This window comes from Streptomyces sp. NPDC020731 (genome assembly GCF_044334705.1).
GTDB lineage: Bacteria > Actinomycetota > Actinomycetes > Streptomycetales > Streptomycetaceae > Streptomyces.
This window is the reverse complement of the sequence record NZ_JBIRTN010000019.1, coordinates 59,171-74,722: the sequence shown is the minus strand read 5'-3', so window position 1 is coordinate 74,722 and position 15,552 is coordinate 59,171. Positions and strand designations below refer to the sequence as shown.

Genomic DNA, 15,552 nt, shown 5'->3' with positions numbered 1-15,552 from the left:
ATAGCGGCGATCGCCTCAGTAGTCACATCGGTTCACGCCCGTCCCAGGAGTGCCCCGGCGGGAGCTCCTTCGAAGTTCCGCTCGACCTGCGCCTTCTCCGCCGCGCTCGGGTAGGGGTTCACGCACGAGGTTCCGGCGCTGGCGCCCGACATCAGCAGGGAGCAGGGGCCGGGCTTGCGGTCGGGCAGGCCCAGCATGTGGCCGAGTTCGTGGGCCGCGATGCGGATCGTGGAGTAGCCCTGGTCCACGGCCTGGCGCCCGATGTAGACGGTGCCGTTGCCCAGCGAGGCGGGAACGGAGCGGGGCCAGCCGTTGTCCGCCACGATCCGGACGTCGGCGCGCTGCCCGGACGCGGCCGGACGCAGCTCGACGGTCTCGACGCTCTCGTTCCAGATCGCCGCTCCCCGGTCGACCGCGGCCTTGAACTCCGCGGCGCCGCTCGCGTCGTAGGTGACCACGTCGTCGGCCACCTGGCGCTGGGCCGCGGCGGCGGACGGGACGGCCTCGGCCGGGCCGTTCAGCAGGGGGCCGGACAGGACGAGAACCGCGGCCAGGCCGCCGGTCAGCGTACGGACTCGCATGGGCGATCTCCTTGTGGGGGGCGGGGCAGTCGTGCTCATGCCGCTTCCGCTTTCGCCTGCCCGTCGGCGCGGACTCCAATCCGTCGTCCCGGCCGCCCGCCGATTCAGAAGCCGTACCGCTGAATCCCATGGAAGGGACCGGTTGGACTTCCCGATCGGGCGGGGGCACTGTGGCAAGGATCAACACCATCCCACGGGACACCCCCACTCGCATCACCGGAGACCAGCCGATGAACCACATCGCCCGCCCCGAGCGTTACGACGGCACCATGCGCTACCGGCGCACCGGCCGCTCGGGGCTCGACCTCCCCCTGCTGTCCCTGGGCTACTGGCACAACTTCGGCGACGACAAGCCGTTCGAGACGCAGCGCGAGATCGCCCTGCGCGCCTTCGACCTGGGCATCACCCACCACGACCTGGCGAACAACTACGGTCCGCCCTACGGCTCCGCCGAGATCAACTTCGGCCGGCTGATGAAGCGGGACCTCGCGCCGTACCGGGACGAGCTGGTGGTCTCCACCAAGGCCGGCTGGGACATGTGGCCCGGCCCGTACGGCCAGGGCGGCGGCTCCCGCAAGTACCTGCTGGCCTCGCTGGACCAGTCCCTGAAGCGCACGGGCCTGGAGTACGTCGACATCTTCTATTCGCACCGGCTGGACGCCACCACTCCCCTCGAGGAGACGATGGGCGCCCTCGACACGGCGGTCCGCCAGGGCAAGGCGCTCTACGTCGGCATCTCCTCGTACGACGCCGAGCGCAGCCGTGAGGCCGTGGCCGTCCTCCGCGACCTCGGCACTCCCCTGCTCATCCACCAGCCGTCGTACAACATGCTGAACCGCTGGATCGAGACGGACGGTCTGCTGGACGTGGCCCAGGAAGAGGGCTTCGGCATCATCGGCTTCACCGCGCTCGCCCAGGGGATGCTGACCGGGCGCTATCTCGACGGCGTGCCGCAGGACTCGCGGGCGGCGGCCGGCAAGTCGTTCGACACCGGGTGGCTGACCGACGACATGCTGCACCGGCTGCGCGCCCTGAACGACATCGCGGCCCGGCGCGGGCAGACCCTCGCGCAGATGGCGCTGGCCTGGGCCCTGCGCGACCCGCGGGTCACCTCGCTGGTCATCGGGGCGTCCCGCACCGAGCAGCTGGAGCAGAACGTCGCCGCGCTGGAGAACCTCGACTTCAGCGGCGAGGAGCTGGCCGAGATCGACACGTACGCCACCGAGGGCGGCGTCGACCTGTGGCGCGAGGCCCGGCTGGGCACGCTGGGCTGAGCCTTCGGGGCGCCGTGAGGTGTGTGCCGCCGGAGAAGGGGAACTGCGGTGCGGTGAGCCGCTTGGCCCCCACACAGTTCGGACGGCCGTATGCAGACCTTTCTGCCCTACCCCGACTTCTGCGAGTCGGCGCTGGTGCTCGACCGGCGCCGGCTCGGCAAACAGCGGGTGGAGGCGCTCCAGGTGCTGCGCGGTCTGATCGTTCCGGGCTACGGGTGGCGCCGCCACCCCGCGGTCCGCATGTGGACCGGTTACGAGGAGGCACTGGTGCGGTACGGCCTGGAGGTCTGCCGGGTCTGGCGGGACCGGGGCCATCAGGACAGCTGCGCCGCCACCCTCGTGGCCGACCTCGCCGGGGTGCGGCCCGGGGCACCGGTGCGCGGTCAGCGGGAGCTCGCCGAGGCCGGTGAGCTCCCGCCCTGGCTGGGGGACGACGCCGTGCACCGCAGCCACCGCTCGGCGCTGGTCCGCAAGGACCCGGCCGCCTACGCGGACCTCTTCCCCGGGGAGCCGGACGACCTGCCGTACGTCTGGCCGTCGTCCGACCGCGACCCGGAGGCGGCCGCCGGCTGACGGTCTCAGCCGGCGGCGGGCCGTCAGTGCGAGGACAAGTACTCCTCGGCTCCCGGCGCCGCGTGCGCGTCCTCCGCGTTCACCACGCCGCCGACCGCCTTGGCGTCGGGCTTGAGCACATACGTCTCGACGCTCGCGGGGCGGTCGACGTCGGAGAAGTTCTGCGGGGTGCCGAGGCCGGTGTCGGCGTTCGTCTGCGCCCGGTGCGCCTTGACGACGTCCTCACGGGTGAGGCCGCCCGCCTCGCAGGCCTTCTTCAGGTCGGCGCCCATGAGCTGGGCGGCGTTGTACCCGGACAGCACGCCGGAGTCGACGGGCGAGTCCGGGTACTTCTTCCGGTACGACGCCACCATGTTCTTCACACCGGGCAGGTCGGAGCTGACCGCGGGCGCGGCGCTCACGATGCTGAGCATCGCCGCCAGGGCCGGCGCGGCCGGGGTCTTCATCAGCTGGGGCGCGAAGCCGGGGGCGCTGCTGACGACGGGGACCTTCAGACCGCGGGAGGCGGCGACGCCGACCAACGAGGCCGTCTGCGCGGGTCCCGCGCTGATCAGGATGGCCTTCACGCCCTCCTTGCGCAGGGCCGAGACCTGGGCGGACAGGTCGGTGTCCGTCGCCTTGATCTTCTGGCCGGCCACCTTCATGCCGGCCTTCTCCGCCGCCCAGGTGGACCCTTCCAGCGCGTTGGCGCCGTAGTCGCCCTCGAAGTAGACGTGACCGATCGTGTCGCCCTTCTTCAGGCCCTTGGTGCGGGTGAGGAACTCGACCGCGGCGATCATGTCGACGTCGTAGGTGGTGCCGAGCACCTGGATGGCGTCCTTGCCGAGCAGCGAGGCCGCCCAGGCCTGCGGGAAGGTGAGCATCTTGTCCCGCTCGATGTCGTCGAGCAGCGCGGCGACCACCGGGGAGCCGATGACCTGGGGCAGCGCCACGACGTCCGGGGCGATGTCGGCGTAGGCGGTGACCGCCTTCTGCACGTCGTAGCCGTGGTCCTTGACGACGATCTCCACCTTGCGGTCGCAGATGCCGCCCTTGGCGTTGGTCTCGTCGGCCCACATCTGCTGGGCCTGCACGATGCTCTTGCCCAGTGTGGCGTAGGGGCCGGTCAGGTCGGTGAGGGCGCCCAGTCTGATGGTGTCGGCGCCGACGCCGGGTCCGGTGCGGACGCCGTCGGCGGCCTCGCCGCCCTTGTCGCCGTCGTCCGCCTTGGAACTGCACCCGGTGACCGCGAGCAGCAGGGCGAGGGTGCCGGCGAGGACGGTCCCGGCGGTGCGGTGCCGGTTGCGGCGGGTGCGGTGCGTGGTGTTCACGGGGTGTGCTCCTTGGTTCGTGCGGCGGCGGCCGGTTGCGAAGGCGAAGGGACGACGGTGTCCGGGGCGGGGGTACGGGATCGGCGGCGCCTTACGCGGCCTTGGACCCGGCGTGCCAGGCCGTGCAGACCGTCGGGGGCGTACAGCAGGACCAGGACGATCGCCGCGCCGTAGAGGTAGCGGGCCGCCTCGGTGGGGCCCACGGCGCCCTCGGCGGAGCCCGGGGCGGTCACCAGCGGGAGTTGGTCGGCGTAACGGGTCATCAGCAGCGGCAGGGCGGTCACGAAGACGGCGCCGGCGGTGGCTCCGGCGACGGAACCGAGGCCGCCGATGACGATCATGGCGAGGTAGTCGACGGAGAGCGCGAGGGAGAAGTAGTCCGGGACGACGCGGCGGAAGGCGAGCGCCAGGAGCACTCCCGCGAGGCCCGCGTACATCGACGACACCACGAAGGCCGCCGACCGGTGCCGGGCCACGTCGACGCCCATCACCGCGGCCGCGGTCTCGCTGTCGCGCAGGGCTGCCAGCGCCCGGCCGGGGCGGGAGCGCAGCAGGCCGCGGGCGGTGAACCAGGTGAACGCGAACAGGGCCAGGCCCAGGAACCACAGCCGTTCCTCCGCGCCGAACGGCACGCCGAGGACGGTCAGTTCGGGGTCGCTCTGCGCGAAGGTGAACCCGCCGAGGGTCAGCGGGGGCACGGAGCGGCCGTTGAAGCCGCCGGTGACGGAGTCGGCGGTCAGCAGGACGTGGTGGCCGAGGAAGACCAGGGCGAGGGTGGCGATGCCGAGGTAGATGCCCTTGACCCGGGCGGCGACGGGGCTGAACAGTCCGCCGGCCGCTCCCGCGAGCAGTACCGCGAGGAGCGCGGCGAGGGCGGGGGGCAGTCCCGGGCCGGGTTCGCCGGCCAGCCAGGCGTAGCCGTAGGCGCCGACGGCGAGGAAGAAGGCGTGGCCGAGGGAGAGCTGGCCGGCGGTGCCGCTGAGCAGGGCGAGACCGACGGCGCCGATGGCCGCGGCCATGGAGAACAGGCCGATCCGCAGCCAGAAGGCGTCCAGGTAGAACGGCGGCAGGCACAGCACGACGGCGAGCAGCGGGAGCGCGGCCCGGCGACGTGCGAGGGCGCCGAGTATGCGGTCAGACACGGGTCGCCCCCTTCGCGCCGAACAGCCCGGTGGGCCGTACGAGAAGGACGAGCAGCATCACGGCGTACGGGGCGACGTCGCCGAAGCCCTCACCCAGGACGTGCAGTTCGGACTGGTAGCCGACGGCGAGTGCCTCGGTCAGGCCGATGATCAGGCTGCCCGCGAGGGCGCCGGCCGGGGAGGCGAGGCCGCCGAGGATCGCGGCGGGGAAGGCGTTGAGGGCGATCTGGCCGGTGGTGCGCTCCAGTCCGGGCGCGGGGAACGCGGCGAGGAACACGGCGGCCAGCGCGGCGAGCGCGCCCGCCAGGCACCAGGCGCCCGCGCGCACCCGGCTGAGCCGTACGCCCATGAGCGCGGCGGCCTCCAGGTCCTCGGCCGCCGCCCGCAGGGACAGCCCCCAGGAGGTGAACCGGAAGAGTGCGAACACTCCGCCGATGACCACGGCCGACACCACGATCGCGGCGAGCCGGCTGTCGGCGACGGTCACCGGACCCAGCTCGGTCACCGAGTTTCCCCACGGGTCGCCCAGGGACAGCAGGTCGCCGCCGATGCGCCGGGACAGATCGGTGAGCAGGACGATGTCGATGCCGATGGTGACGATGGTCTGCACGTGGGCGGAGTGGGCGTCCTGGCCACCGCGTTGCAGCAGGAACCGGTCGAGTGCGCCCGCCAGGGCGGCCGTGGTGAGGACCGCCAGCGCGAGCGCCCCGGCGAAGCCGAGGTCGTCGTGCAGGACTGCGGTGAGGTAGCCGCCGAGCAGGAGCAGGGAGCCGTGGGCGAAGTTGAGGACGCCGGAGGCCTTGAAGATGACGACGAAGCCGAGGGCGACCAGCGCGTAGACCGCGCCGAGTGCCAGTCCGCCGAGGATGTTGTCGAGGAATGCCGTCATGCCGCGTCCTCCCCGGTCGCGTCGGTGCCGAGGTAGGCGCGCAGCACCTCGGGGTCCTGGCGGACCTCGTCGGGGGTGCCGTGGGCGATGGGCCTGCCGAAGTCGAGCACGGTGACGTCGTCGGCGAGGCGCATGACGAGACCCATGTCGTGTTCGACGAGGACGATGGACAGGCCGAGTTCGGCGCGCAGTTCGCCCACCACCTCGGCGGTGCGGACACGTTCGGCGGCGTTCATGCCGGCCACGGGTTCGTCGAGGAGCAGCACGCGGGGCTCCAGGCAGAGGGCTCGGGCGAGTTCGACGCGCTTGCGGTCGCCGTACGACAGCAGCGCGACGGGGCTGTCGAAGTGGTCCCCGAGACCGGTGAGTTCGGCGATCTCGCGCGCCCTGCCGAGGTGCTCGCGCTGTTCCCGCACGGCACTCGGCAGGCGCAGCGCGCTCGCGGCGAACCCGGCGCGGGACAGGGCGTGACGGCCGAGCATCAGGTTGTCGGCGACGGTGCCGTGGGTGGTGACGATGTTCTGGAAGGTGCGGGCCACGCCGAGCGCGGCGATGCGGTGCGGGGCGAGGCGGGTCAGCTCGGTGTCGCCGAGCGTCACCGTGCCGGCGGCCGGGCGGTACAGGCCCGACAGCACGTTGAAGCAGGTCGACTTGCCGGCGCCGTTGGGTCCGATGAGCGCGTGCACCGAGCCCGGGGCGACGGTGAAGGAGACGCCGTCGAGGGCGGTGAGTCCGGCGAAACGCACGGTGACGTCCCGTACGTCGAGCACGGGCGGTGCGGTGGTGGTGCGGTCGGTCACGCCGCCCCCTGGTCCTCGGCCGACTCGCCCAGGTAGAGGCGGCGTACGGCGTCGGTGCGGGCGAGTTCGTCGGCGGGGCCGGACAGACGGGTCTCGCCGACCTCCAGGACGTGCGCGTGATCGGCGAGGGAGAGCGCCATGCCGGCGTTCTGCTCGACGAGGAGTACGGCGGTGCCCTGGGTGTTGATCTCGCGGATCACCTCGGCGATGCGGTACACCATCTGCGGGGCGAGACCGAGGGAGGGCTCGTCGAGGAGCAGCAGGCGCGGGGCTGCCATCAGGGCGCGGCCGATGGCGAGCATCTGCTGCTCGCCGCCGGAGAGCAGGCCGGCCGCCTGGTGGGTGCGTTCGGCGAGGCGGGGGAAGAGCGTGAAGACCCGGTCGCGGGCCTCCTGGACCTGGGCGCGCCCGCGCCGGCCGAGGCCGAGGCCACCGGAGCGCAGGTTCTCGTCGACCGAGAGTCCGGCGAACACCCGTCGTCCCTCGGGAACCTGGACGACTCCGGCGCGTACCGCCGCGACGGGATCCTTGCCGTCGAGCACCGTCTCGCCGTAGCGGACGCGGCCGGCCGTGATCGCGCCGCGGTGCAGGCGCAGCGTGCCGGACACGGCCCGCAGCAGGGTCGTCTTGCCGGCACCGTTGGCGCCGAGCAGGGCGACGACGGCGCCGGGGGGCACGGTCAAGGACACGGAGCGGAGGGCGGACAGCGCGCGGCCGTAGGTCACGTCCACGTCCTCGACGTGCAGCGCGGGCAGGGTGTCCGGTGGTGCTTCGGGCATCACGGCTCCTCGGGGCCGGACCGCGCGGGGCGGTCACGGCTTCGGGGGAAGGGATGCCTCACGACAGCACGGGGGCGGGCGGGCGGTACAGGTTTCGGCGCCCGTACGCTGCGGCGTACCAATGGGGGTGGGTGGGGGTTGTGCGGGTGCCCATGTGACACCGGGACGGGGTGCCGGGGCAGCGACACCGGGGCGGGGTGCCGCTGGGGCGAGGTGCCGGGGCGGGGTGCCGGGGCGGGGTGCCGGGGCGGGGTGCCGGGGCGGGGTGCCGCTGGGGCGCCTCCGGCAGGGTGCCGCTGCGCCCGCCCGTGCCGCCCCAGCGGCACGACTGCCCGCAGCTGGGTGAGGGGGCGGCACGACTGCCCGCGGCTGTGTCAGGTCGCCCGCAGCCGGGTGCGGGTCAGTGGCGGAGGAGGGTGCGGGCCGTCAGGGCCAGGCTGACCTCGATCAGGTCGGTGGGGCGGGAGAGGGAGCGGCCGGTGAGTTGTTCGTAGCGGCGGAGGCGGTTGAGGACGGTGTTGCGGTGGCAGTACAGGCGCCGGCTGGCCCGTTGGGCCGAGCCGTCGCAGGCCAGCCAGGTGGCCAGGGTGTCCAGCAGGACCTCCGCGTCGGCGGGTTCGAGGTGGGCCAGCGGGCCGAGCAGCCGCTCGGCCAGCGCGGCGCCGAGTTCGGGACTCGACACCACCAGCGCCGCCGGCAGGTGCTCGGTCAGGTGGACCGTGCCGCCCTGCTCGGGGCACAGACCCAGCGCGGTGTCCGCCAGCCGCCGCGCCTCCCCCACGGCGGACAGCCCGTCGACCGCGCTGCTGACGCCCACCCGCGCACCGGCCGTCCGCTCCTCCGGCACGACGGGCTCCGTGCCGTCCTCGACCAGGACGATGCCGTAGTCGGCGTCCACGCCCGTGTGCCAGTGCACGCGCACACCCGGAGCGAGGGCCGCTTGGGCACCGGGACAACCGGTGGGCCGTCCGCCGGCGACCGCGACGACCACGTACCGCCCGTGCCCGGGCAGGCCCAGCGCCTGCGCGGCCTCGGGCAGGTCGGCGATCCTGCTCGTGCCGTCCAGCAGGGCCGCGGCCAGCAGACGCACCCTGTTCTCCCTCCGCCACGCCAGCTGTCGCTCGGTCTGCCGGTAGGCGTCCGCGACGAGGGTGCAGTGCTCGTCGACGAAGTTCCACACGTCGGACGCCACGTGCACCAGCAGCCGCACGTCCTCGGGTGCCGTCCGGGACGTCTCGTCGACCAGGCCCTGCCACACCAGCGAGCCTCCCAGCCGGAAGGCGTGCAGCAGGGCGTCCAGCGGCAGCCCCTGCTCGGCGCGCGTGGCACCGATCTTCCAGGTGCAGCGCCGTGCCGCGTCGCGGGCGCCCCGTGGATCGAGCAGCGAGGAGATGCTGTGCCGCAGCGAGCGGTGCACCTCCTGCCAGGTCGTGGTGGCGTCCCCCTCCACCGCGGCCCGGTACGCGGGCTCCTGCTCCTGCAGTACGGCGACCAGCCCGTCGGTGAGCTGGGGCAGGTCGTCCAGCAGGACGCGGGCGGCCCGGTGCAGCACGCGCAGCGCGTCGGCGTCTATCAGCGACCGCACGCGCGGTGTCCGGGGCCGCGGAGCGGGCGCGGGTCCAGGGCGCAGCAGGGTTCGTGGCCGTACGGCGTGTTGCATCGCGCATCTCCCCCAGGGTCGGCTTCCCGGCGGTGCCCGTGCGGCGGCGGTCCCCGTATCGGCGCCCGGCCGGTACGGGGGAGCCCGTGGGCCGGCCGCCATCGGACTCGTCCTGCCCCGAAGGATGACATACCGTCCGGTCGGTCCCTAGGGTTGTGCACCGGTCTTTTCCGCCTGCTCGACGAGACGGACCAGTTCGACCCGGGAACGGACCCCCAGGGTGGCGAAGATGTTCCGCAGGTGGTAGTCGACGGTGCGGGTGCTGACGGACAGGCTCAGGGCCACCTCCCGGTTGGTGGCGCCCTCGGCGACGCACCCCGCGATCCGCAGCTGCTGCGGGGTCAGCCGGGACAGTTCCCCGGCCCCCGGCCGGCCGGGGGCCGCACCGCCCGCCCGCGACTCGGCGGCGGCCTGTTGCGCCCACAGGTGCGCGCCGCAGCGTTCGAAGCCCATCAGCGCCTCCCCGAGCCGGTTCCGTGCCTCGCGCAGCCGGCGTCTGCGCCGCAGCCACTTGCCGTAGAGCAGTTCCGTGCGTGCCCGCTCGAAGTCTCCGGCTGTCTCCTCATGGCGGTCCAGGGCGCGCAGGTACAGGGTGTCGGCCGCGTCCGGGGCGGCCAGGAGGGCGCGGCAGCGCAGGAGTTGGGCGGGGGCCTGCGGGTCGGCTCCGCAGGCGGCCCACCGGGCGAAGTCCTCGACGGCCGTGGCCGCGTGCTCGGGATGTCCGGCGAGTGCGGTGGCCTCCACGAAGCAGGGAACGGCGAGCATCCACACCGCGAAGTGGCCGCGGCGGGCGCCGGGGCGGACCAGGGGGCCCAGCCGGTCCGCGGCCTCGCGGGGACGGCCGGCGCCGAGGTCGGCGCGGGCCGCGGCCCACTGGGCGAGCGTCGCGGCCTGCGCGAGTCCGTGCCGGCGGGCGGTGCGCAGGGCCGCGGCGACGTGCTCGGCGACGACCTCCCGCTCCCCCTCGATGGACGCGGCGAGCGCCAGTACCGCGTGGTGGTGGGCGGCCGTGTTCCGCTGCCCGGTCCGCGACGCGGTGCGCAGCCCCTCCTCGGCGTGGGTCCGGGCGAGCTGGTGGCGGCCGGCCCGAAGTTCCGCGTAGGCCAGGTACTCCAGCGCCCGCGGTTCGAGGGCGGCAGAACCGAGGGTGCGGGCCGCGGCGAGTGCCCGTGCGCCGGCGCGGCGGGCGGCGGTCACGTCACCGAGCATGAGCGCGGCGGAGGAGGACCGCAGGAGCGGCTCGGGTTCGTCGCCGGACAGCCCGCGTTCGACCACCCGCCGCAGTGGTCCGGCGGCACGGTCGAACCGCCCCAGGAGCACGGCCCGCATCCCGTCCCGGTGATCCCGCAGCAGTACGGAACGCCCCGCGCCCTCGCCGGCCGACGCCCCGGCGGCCGGTACTTCCGCCCCGGGGCCGGCGGCGACGGACCGGTCGGAAACCGACCTCTCCGGTCCGGGGGCGGTGAGGGCGCGCAGGCAGGAGGCCGGGTCACCTGCGACCCAGGCCGCGTCCGCCGCCCCCAGGGCCGCCGTGCCGGCGGCCTCGTGGTCGGTCTCGGCGAGCAGACCCGCTGCGAGCAGGAAGGACTCGCGGGCGTCGTCCACCGGGCCGTCGGCGAGGAGCACCGCGCCCCGCAGGAGTTCCGTGCCGCCGCGCACGGAGGCGGGGGCCGGACGGCTCCGGGCGGCGTCGAGCAGGCGCAGGGCCTCGGGCGAGTGCCCTGCGAGCAGGGCCTGTGCCGCGGCGGCGGTGTAGCGGTGTGCCCGCTCCGCGTCGTCCGGCGTGAGTTCGGCGGCGCGTGTGAGCGCCCTGCGGCGCAGGCCCGGCGGCGCGGAGGCCGCTGCCGCCGCGAGTTCGGCCGCGAGGGCGGGGGCGGGGCCCGTGACGGCCCAGGAGCGGTGCAGCAGCGCGAGGACGCCGTCCGCACCGGTGCCCGCCGGACACGCGGCCAGTGCGCGGTGCGCGGCACGGCGCCGTTCGGGCGGCGCACCCGCGTACACCGCCCTCCCCAGCAGCGCGCTGCGGAACCGCAGGCGACCCTCGGCCAGGACCAGCACCTCGGGCAACGGCCGTGCCGCGCCGGCCCCGGCCGCTCGCCGTACGAGGTCCGCGTCGGCGTCCGGTTCCCCCGTCGCGCGCACGGCGGCCGCCGTCGTCAGCAGCAGACCGGCCCGGTCCGGCGGTACGCCGGTCAGGCATCCGCCGGCCACCCCGGTGAGGACCTCCCCGTCGGCCAGCGGCCGGGGCAGCGCCCGGCGCCCGCCGAGCTGGGCGGGCGACAGCCGGTGGATCAGCGCCAGCAGCAGCGCGGGGTTGCCCTCGGCCGCCGTCACCAGCTCCTCGCGCACTCCGGGGTCGACGGCACCGCCGGTCACGTCGTCGACCACACGGGCCGCGTCCCCGGGTGCCAGCGGACCCAGCCGCAGCACGGGCAGTGCCGCCAGCTCCCGGTCGACGGGCCGGTGTCCGGGAACCGTGAGGAGCAGTCCCGCCCGGACCCCCGCCGCACGCACCCGCGCGGCGGCCTGCCCCAGCGCGGCGCGCGACACGGCGTCCCACAGGTGCGCGTCGTCCACGCACACCAGGAGCGGCGACGTGCCGGCCGCCGCGCGCAGGACGTCGAACAGCGCCTCCCCCGCCGTACCGTCGCCGGCGATCCGCACGGTACGGCCGGCGGCACGCAGCAGGGTGTGCAGGCCGCTCAGCGGCGGTGCGCCACGGCCGGGGTCGGCGCGTACGTGCCACACCGGTCCTGCGCGGAAGGAGCCGGCGGCGTACTCCAGGAACGCCGTGCGGCCGCAACCGGGTTCACCGGTCACGACGCGGACGCCGCCATCGGTGCGCAGCCCGTCCAGCAACCGGTGGACCGCCTGTCGCCGCGGGATCGTCTGTCCGGTCATTCACTCGACGTTACTCACGCGTAAGGTCGAGTGGAGGGGGCGCGTCCACGAGTGTGCCGGGGCCCAGGGCGTCCGGCGTCCGGCGGTGCGCGCGCACAACGCCGGTGGCGGCCCGCGTCGTACGCGGACCGCCACCGGGTGGTCGTTCGGCGGGGTTCGAGGATCTCAGGAGGTGTGCGGGCAGTTGCCCCGGGACTCCTCGATGGTCAGGCTCGGCCGGGGCAGCGGGCACAGGAACTGCTCGTAGCGGGTGTCGTTGTCGATGAACCGCTTCAGCCAGGAAACGCTGTACTTCGCGATCGTCGTGTTCGACGAGTTGGGCGTGAAGTGGGTGGCACCGTTCAGCTCGACATAGGCCCGGTCCAGGGAGGACGGCAGACCGGTGTAGAAGGGCTCGGCGTGGCTGGAGACCGGGGCGATGGTGTCGCCGTCGGCCCCGAAGAGGAGAGTGGGGGTCCTGACCTCGGGCCAGGTCTTGTCGAGGTTCCAGGGCGTCAGCGGGATCGCCGCCTGGAGCGAGGGCCGGTCCTTGGCGGCTTCGAGGGATCCGCCGCCGCCCATCGAGTGGCCCATGACGCCGAGCCGGCTGCTGTCGATGCGGCTGCGGACCGCGCTGCGCTGGGTCAGGTAGTCCAGCGCGGCGAGCAGCTGGTCGCCGCGGGAGGCGGGCTGGTCGAGGGTGGTGTTGGTGTCGATGGTGAAGACCACGAAGCCCTGGGAGGCCAGGCGCGGGCCCAGCCAGGCGATGGAGGACTGGTAGGCGGTGAAGCCGGGCGAGATCGCGATCGCGCCGAAGGTGCCGTCGGCGGTGCTGGTCGGGTAGTAGATGGTGCCCCCGCCGAAGCCGGTGACGGACAGCGAGGAGACGGAGATGTCCGACACGGCGTACGGGCCGCGCGACGCCTCGATGCTCGATTCGGTCGGTGCCGGGCCGCGCTCGTAGGGGTTGTCGGCCGCCTGGGCGCCGGGGCCGCTGAGGGTGGTGAGACCGACGACGGCGGCGACCGCCGCGGTCAGTGCGGCGAACCTGCCGGTCCTGCGCCTGCTGGTGTGGGGGTGCTGCTGCACGACGAGTGGTCCTCTCTGTCGCGGCGAACCGTCCGCCGGCCGGTGCACGGGGATCACGGCGTGGTGGGGGCCGTGCCCCGGCCGGGGGCGTCGCCGATTGACTGGCGGTGCCACTGTCGGAGAGGAGGGGGTCGGTGCGGACCGGCAATCTCACCGGTCTCGTGCGCCGCACCCGGCGTCCCGGACGCCGGGTCGCGGGGCTTCGCGACGGGCTCGGACGCCACACCGGGCACGCCGGATGCCGGGCGGCAGAACCCCGCGACGGGCTCGGGCACCCGGAGGCAGCCGTGCCCGCGCGCGGCATGCCGGTGTGAAGCGGGTGTACACGGGCAGGCGCGGTCACCGCCGGAGTCGGCGCCGACGGTGGCCGCGGTGCGCGGCGGGGGCCCGCGCCGCTCCCGGCTCTTCGGCGGCCGGCCGGGGTCTTACGCCGCGTCGTGGACGTGGGCCCGGCCGCCGGCCCGCTCGACCCGGGCGGGATCGTCCAGCAGCCGTTCGTCCTCCGGCGGCCCCGCGCTCCGCAGGAACTCCGCCACGTCCCGGTCGGAGTGCGCGATGCCGGCACCGCCGGTATGCGTCCCGGCTCCGCACATCACCCGACTGGCTCGCCGGACGAGCCGTCCGGGCCCGGTCCGTGCTCGTATGGAAGCGGCCTCCACGCCTACCCGGAGGGAGCTGGGAATGCACGAGATGTGGTGCGGTGCAGACACTTCGGGGGAGCTGGTGTGGCATGTCCTCACGACGGACAAGTCATCCACGCTCTGCGGAGTGGAGAAGCAGGACGAGTCGACTCGTCGGCACACGACGGACCGGCACTGTTTCTCCTGCATGAAGACGTTCCAGGCCGTCGTCGAGGCGAGCTGAGACGGGAACACCACCCCTGCCACTGAACCGGCCCGCTCGGGCCGGTTCAGTGGCAGGGGTGGTGAGTCTCCAGCCGGCAGAAGCAGGACGCCTCGACGGGTACGTCCGCCAGCGCGGTCGCCTGTTTGAGCTGTTGGGCGATGATCGACGCCTCCCCGGTCCTCCCGGTGCGCAGCAGGCACTCGTGGAACCCGTGCAGCGCCCAGACGTTGCCCGGGTGCTGCAGGGGCCGGGGCAGGGTGCCGTCGAGGCCCAGATCGGCCCGGTACACGGCTTCGGCCTCTTCGACACGGCCCTGCTCCAGCAGCAGCGCCCCGTAGGCGTGCCGGGTGGGCTGCATCCAGCCCCAGGGCTCGTCGTAGGGCAGGTTGTCGTCCAGGTCGACCGCCCGCTCCAGCGCGGCGAAGGCGGTGTCGTACTCGCCCTTGCGGTAGGCGAGTTCGCCGTCCAGCATCGCCGACGCGATGGCGAGGATGTCGTGGCAGGTGTTGTTGAACAGCGTCCGGCTCCCGGGGACGCGGCGCACGGCCGCGCGGAAGCCGGCCCGTTCCGTCTCGGCCCCGTCGGTGACGCCGGTCGCGGAGAGGGCGACGCCCCGTGCGTAGTGGAGCATGGCGGTGGTCACGCAGTGCAGCTCCGGGTCGGCGGGGAACGGCAGCGCCAGGATGTCGTCCCAGCGTCCGAAGCGGATCAGCACGTGGACGCGCATCGCCAGGAATCCCTCGAGCCAGTCGGCCATGGGCGGGCTCTGTACCCGGAGGAGTTCCTCGGGGACGGCGGCCTCGAGCCGCGCGGCGGCGTCCAGGGCCACCTTCGACCGGCCGGCGAACATGGCGCCGTAGATCCTGAAGTGGTGGTTGTGGGCGCGGTAGAGCGTGTAGAAGTTCATGGCGCCGGCCCGCTCGAGGTACTTCTCGTCGGCAGCGACGGCGACGGTGTTGTCCGAGACGACCCGGCGGTAGTCGCCGCACAGCACTTCCAGGTGCGAGGGCATGTGGTGCAGGTGCCCGGCGTCGGGCACGGCGCCGCGCAGCCGGTCGGCGACGGTGAGGGCCGCTTCCGGCGTGGGGGACATCTCCATCAGGTGGATGTACAGGTGGAGGACTCCGGGGTGCCGGGCGCCCGCGGCGGTGGCGAGGGCGCCGTCGAGGACGGCCTTGGCCTCCAGGGTGCGGGCGCCGTCGGCCGGACGGCCGGTCCGCAGGTCCCACAGCTGCCAGGGGGTGAGGTTCATCAGGGCGTCGGCGCAGAGCGTGGCCACGTCCGGGTCGCCGGGGGCGTTCTCGTACACCGCGAGCATCCGGTCCGCGTAGGGCTCGTTCCACACCGAGCAGTCCTGTGTGGCCTCCGCCTGCGGGTAGCGGGCGCGCAGGGCCTCGACGAGGGCCCGCTCGACGGGGGTGACGTGCGCGGTCCTCTCGTGCGCCCGCTCCACCGCCCCGTGGGTGCGTGCGACGGTGTCGACGAGTTCGTCGCCGTCGAAGGCTTCCCAGGGTTTGTTGTAGTTGGGGCCGAGGGCGTAGGCGATGCCCCAGTGGGCCATGGCGCAGTCCGGGTCGGCCTCGGCCGCCTTCTCGAAACAGGCGACCGCCTCCTCGTGGTTGAACGCGTACGTCCACATCAGCCCGCGGTCGAACCAGAGTTGCGCGCCGGCGGAGGAGGTCGTCACGGGCCGGTGGTGGTCGCCGAGGTCGTAGTAGTCGTCCATGCG

Annotated in this window: 14 protein-coding genes; 3 read left to right on the top strand and 11 right to left on the bottom strand. The window is 74.0% G+C overall.

The window, feature by feature from the left end; translation table 11 throughout:
• Nucleotides 1–32 precede the first annotated feature (32 nt).
• Nucleotides 33–581, bottom strand: coding sequence for a snapalysin family zinc-dependent metalloprotease (locus ACH4VX_RS27050; protein WP_398370847.1), 549 nt, complete (start codon nt 579–581; stop codon nt 33–35).
• 230 nt (nt 582–811) lie between these two features.
• Here ACH4VX_RS27050 and mgrA point away from each other — a divergent pair, with 230 nt between their 5' ends.
• Both mgrA and ACH4VX_RS27040 read left to right on the top strand, forming a co-directional pair.
• A complete protein-coding gene (gene mgrA / locus ACH4VX_RS27045; protein ID WP_398370846.1) occupies nt 812–1,855 on the top strand; it encodes an L-glyceraldehyde 3-phosphate reductase in 1,044 nt (347 codons plus the stop codon).
• 90 nt (nt 1,856–1,945) lie between these two features.
• Nucleotides 1,946–2,428, top strand: a complete 483-nt coding sequence (locus tag ACH4VX_RS27040) for an MSMEG_6728 family protein (RefSeq protein ID WP_398370844.1) — start codon at nt 1,946–1,948, stop codon at nt 2,426–2,428.
• 23 nt (nt 2,429–2,451) lie between these two features.
• Here ACH4VX_RS27040 and ACH4VX_RS27035 read toward each other — a convergent pair whose 3' ends face one another.
• The 9 genes from ACH4VX_RS27035 to ACH4VX_RS26995 all read right to left on the bottom strand — a co-directional run bounded on the left by ACH4VX_RS27035 (nt 2,452) and on the right by ACH4VX_RS26995 (nt 13,570).
• Nucleotides 2,452–3,738: an ABC transporter substrate-binding protein gene (locus ACH4VX_RS27035; protein ID WP_398370843.1), complete on the bottom strand. Its 1,287-nt coding sequence runs from the start codon at nt 3,736–3,738 to the stop codon at nt 2,452–2,454.
• Nucleotides 3,735–4,880: a branched-chain amino acid ABC transporter permease gene (locus ACH4VX_RS27030; protein ID WP_398370841.1), complete on the bottom strand. Its 1,146-nt coding sequence runs from the start codon at nt 4,878–4,880 to the stop codon at nt 3,735–3,737. The genes ACH4VX_RS27035 and ACH4VX_RS27030 overlap by 4 nt, the downstream gene beginning before the upstream one ends.
• A complete protein-coding gene (locus tag ACH4VX_RS27025; RefSeq protein ID WP_398370839.1) occupies nt 4,873–5,769 on the bottom strand; it encodes a branched-chain amino acid ABC transporter permease in 897 nt (298 codons plus the stop codon). The genes ACH4VX_RS27030 and ACH4VX_RS27025 overlap by 8 nt, the downstream gene beginning before the upstream one ends.
• A complete protein-coding gene (locus ACH4VX_RS27020) occupies nt 5,766–6,569 on the bottom strand; it encodes an ABC transporter ATP-binding protein (RefSeq protein WP_398370838.1) in 804 nt (267 codons plus the stop codon). Before ACH4VX_RS27020 ends, ACH4VX_RS27025 begins: the two co-directional genes overlap by 4 nt.
• Complete coding sequence (locus tag ACH4VX_RS27015; RefSeq protein ID WP_398370837.1) at nt 6,566–7,348, bottom strand: ABC transporter ATP-binding protein; 783 nt, start codon at nt 7,346–7,348, stop codon at nt 6,566–6,568. Before ACH4VX_RS27015 ends, ACH4VX_RS27020 begins: the two co-directional genes overlap by 4 nt.
• Nucleotides 7,349–7,748: 400 nt before the next feature.
• On the bottom strand, nt 7,749–9,008 hold the full coding sequence (locus ACH4VX_RS27010; protein ID WP_398370836.1) for a helix-turn-helix domain-containing protein: 1,260 nt from the start codon (nt 9,006–9,008) through the stop codon (nt 7,749–7,751).
• A gap of 147 nt (nt 9,009–9,155) precedes the next feature.
• Nucleotides 9,156–11,909 (bottom strand): LuxR C-terminal-related transcriptional regulator, encoded by a 2,754-nt coding sequence (locus ACH4VX_RS27005; RefSeq protein WP_398370834.1) that lies wholly within the window; start codon nt 11,907–11,909, stop codon nt 9,156–9,158.
• 165 nt (nt 11,910–12,074) lie between these two features.
• A complete protein-coding gene (locus ACH4VX_RS27000; RefSeq protein ID WP_398370833.1) occupies nt 12,075–12,977 on the bottom strand; it encodes an alpha/beta hydrolase in 903 nt (300 codons plus the stop codon).
• A 425-nt stretch (nt 12,978–13,402) separates the two neighbouring features.
• Nucleotides 13,403–13,570, bottom strand: a complete 168-nt coding sequence (locus tag ACH4VX_RS26995; RefSeq protein WP_398370831.1) for a hypothetical protein — start codon at nt 13,568–13,570, stop codon at nt 13,403–13,405.
• 88 nt (nt 13,571–13,658) lie between these two features.
• Between ACH4VX_RS26995 and ACH4VX_RS26990 the strand changes: the two genes are divergently transcribed.
• Nucleotides 13,659–13,841 carry a hypothetical protein gene (locus ACH4VX_RS26990; protein ID WP_398370829.1) on the top strand — a complete coding sequence of 61 codons (183 nt, stop codon included), beginning with the start codon at nt 13,659–13,661 and terminating at the stop codon, nt 13,839–13,841.
• 46 nt (nt 13,842–13,887) lie between these two features.
• Here the strand turns inward: ACH4VX_RS26990 and ACH4VX_RS26985 are convergent, their stop codons facing one another.
• On the bottom strand, nt 13,888–15,549 hold the full coding sequence (locus tag ACH4VX_RS26985; protein WP_398370827.1) for a hypothetical protein: 1,662 nt from the start codon (nt 15,547–15,549) through the stop codon (nt 13,888–13,890).
• Nucleotides 15,550–15,552: the final 3 nt, after the last annotated feature.

What these genes read in the sequence shown, in the direction of transcription:
- ACH4VX_RS27050 (WP_398370847.1), bottom strand. Translation starts at nt 581, where the DNA reads ATGCGAGTCCGTACGCTGACCGGCGGCCTGGCCGCGGTTCTCGTCCTG.
- mgrA (WP_398370846.1), top strand. Translation starts at nt 812, where the DNA reads ATGAACCACATCGCCCGCCCCGAGCGTTACGACGGCACCATGCGCTAC.
- ACH4VX_RS27040 (WP_398370844.1), top strand. Translation starts at nt 1,946, where the DNA reads ATGCAGACCTTTCTGCCCTACCCCGACTTCTGCGAGTCGGCGCTGGTG.
- ACH4VX_RS27025 (WP_398370839.1), bottom strand. Translation starts at nt 5,769, where the DNA reads ATGACGGCATTCCTCGACAACATCCTCGGCGGACTGGCACTCGGCGCG.
- ACH4VX_RS27015 (WP_398370837.1), bottom strand. Translation starts at nt 7,348, where the DNA reads ATGCCCGAAGCACCACCGGACACCCTGCCCGCGCTGCACGTCGAGGAC.
- ACH4VX_RS27010 (WP_398370836.1), bottom strand. Translation starts at nt 9,008, where the DNA reads ATGCAACACGCCGTACGGCCACGAACCCTGCTGCGCCCTGGACCCGCG.
- ACH4VX_RS27005 (WP_398370834.1), bottom strand. Translation starts at nt 11,909, where the DNA reads ATGACCGGACAGACGATCCCGCGGCGACAGGCGGTCCACCGGTTGCTG.
- ACH4VX_RS26995 (WP_398370831.1), bottom strand. Translation starts at nt 13,570, where the DNA reads ATGTGCGGAGCCGGGACGCATACCGGCGGTGCCGGCATCGCGCACTCC.
- ACH4VX_RS26990 (WP_398370829.1), top strand. Translation starts at nt 13,659, where the DNA reads ATGCACGAGATGTGGTGCGGTGCAGACACTTCGGGGGAGCTGGTGTGG.
- ACH4VX_RS26985 (WP_398370827.1), bottom strand. Translation starts at nt 15,549, where the DNA reads ATGGACGACTACTACGACCTCGGCGACCACCACCGGCCCGTGACGACC.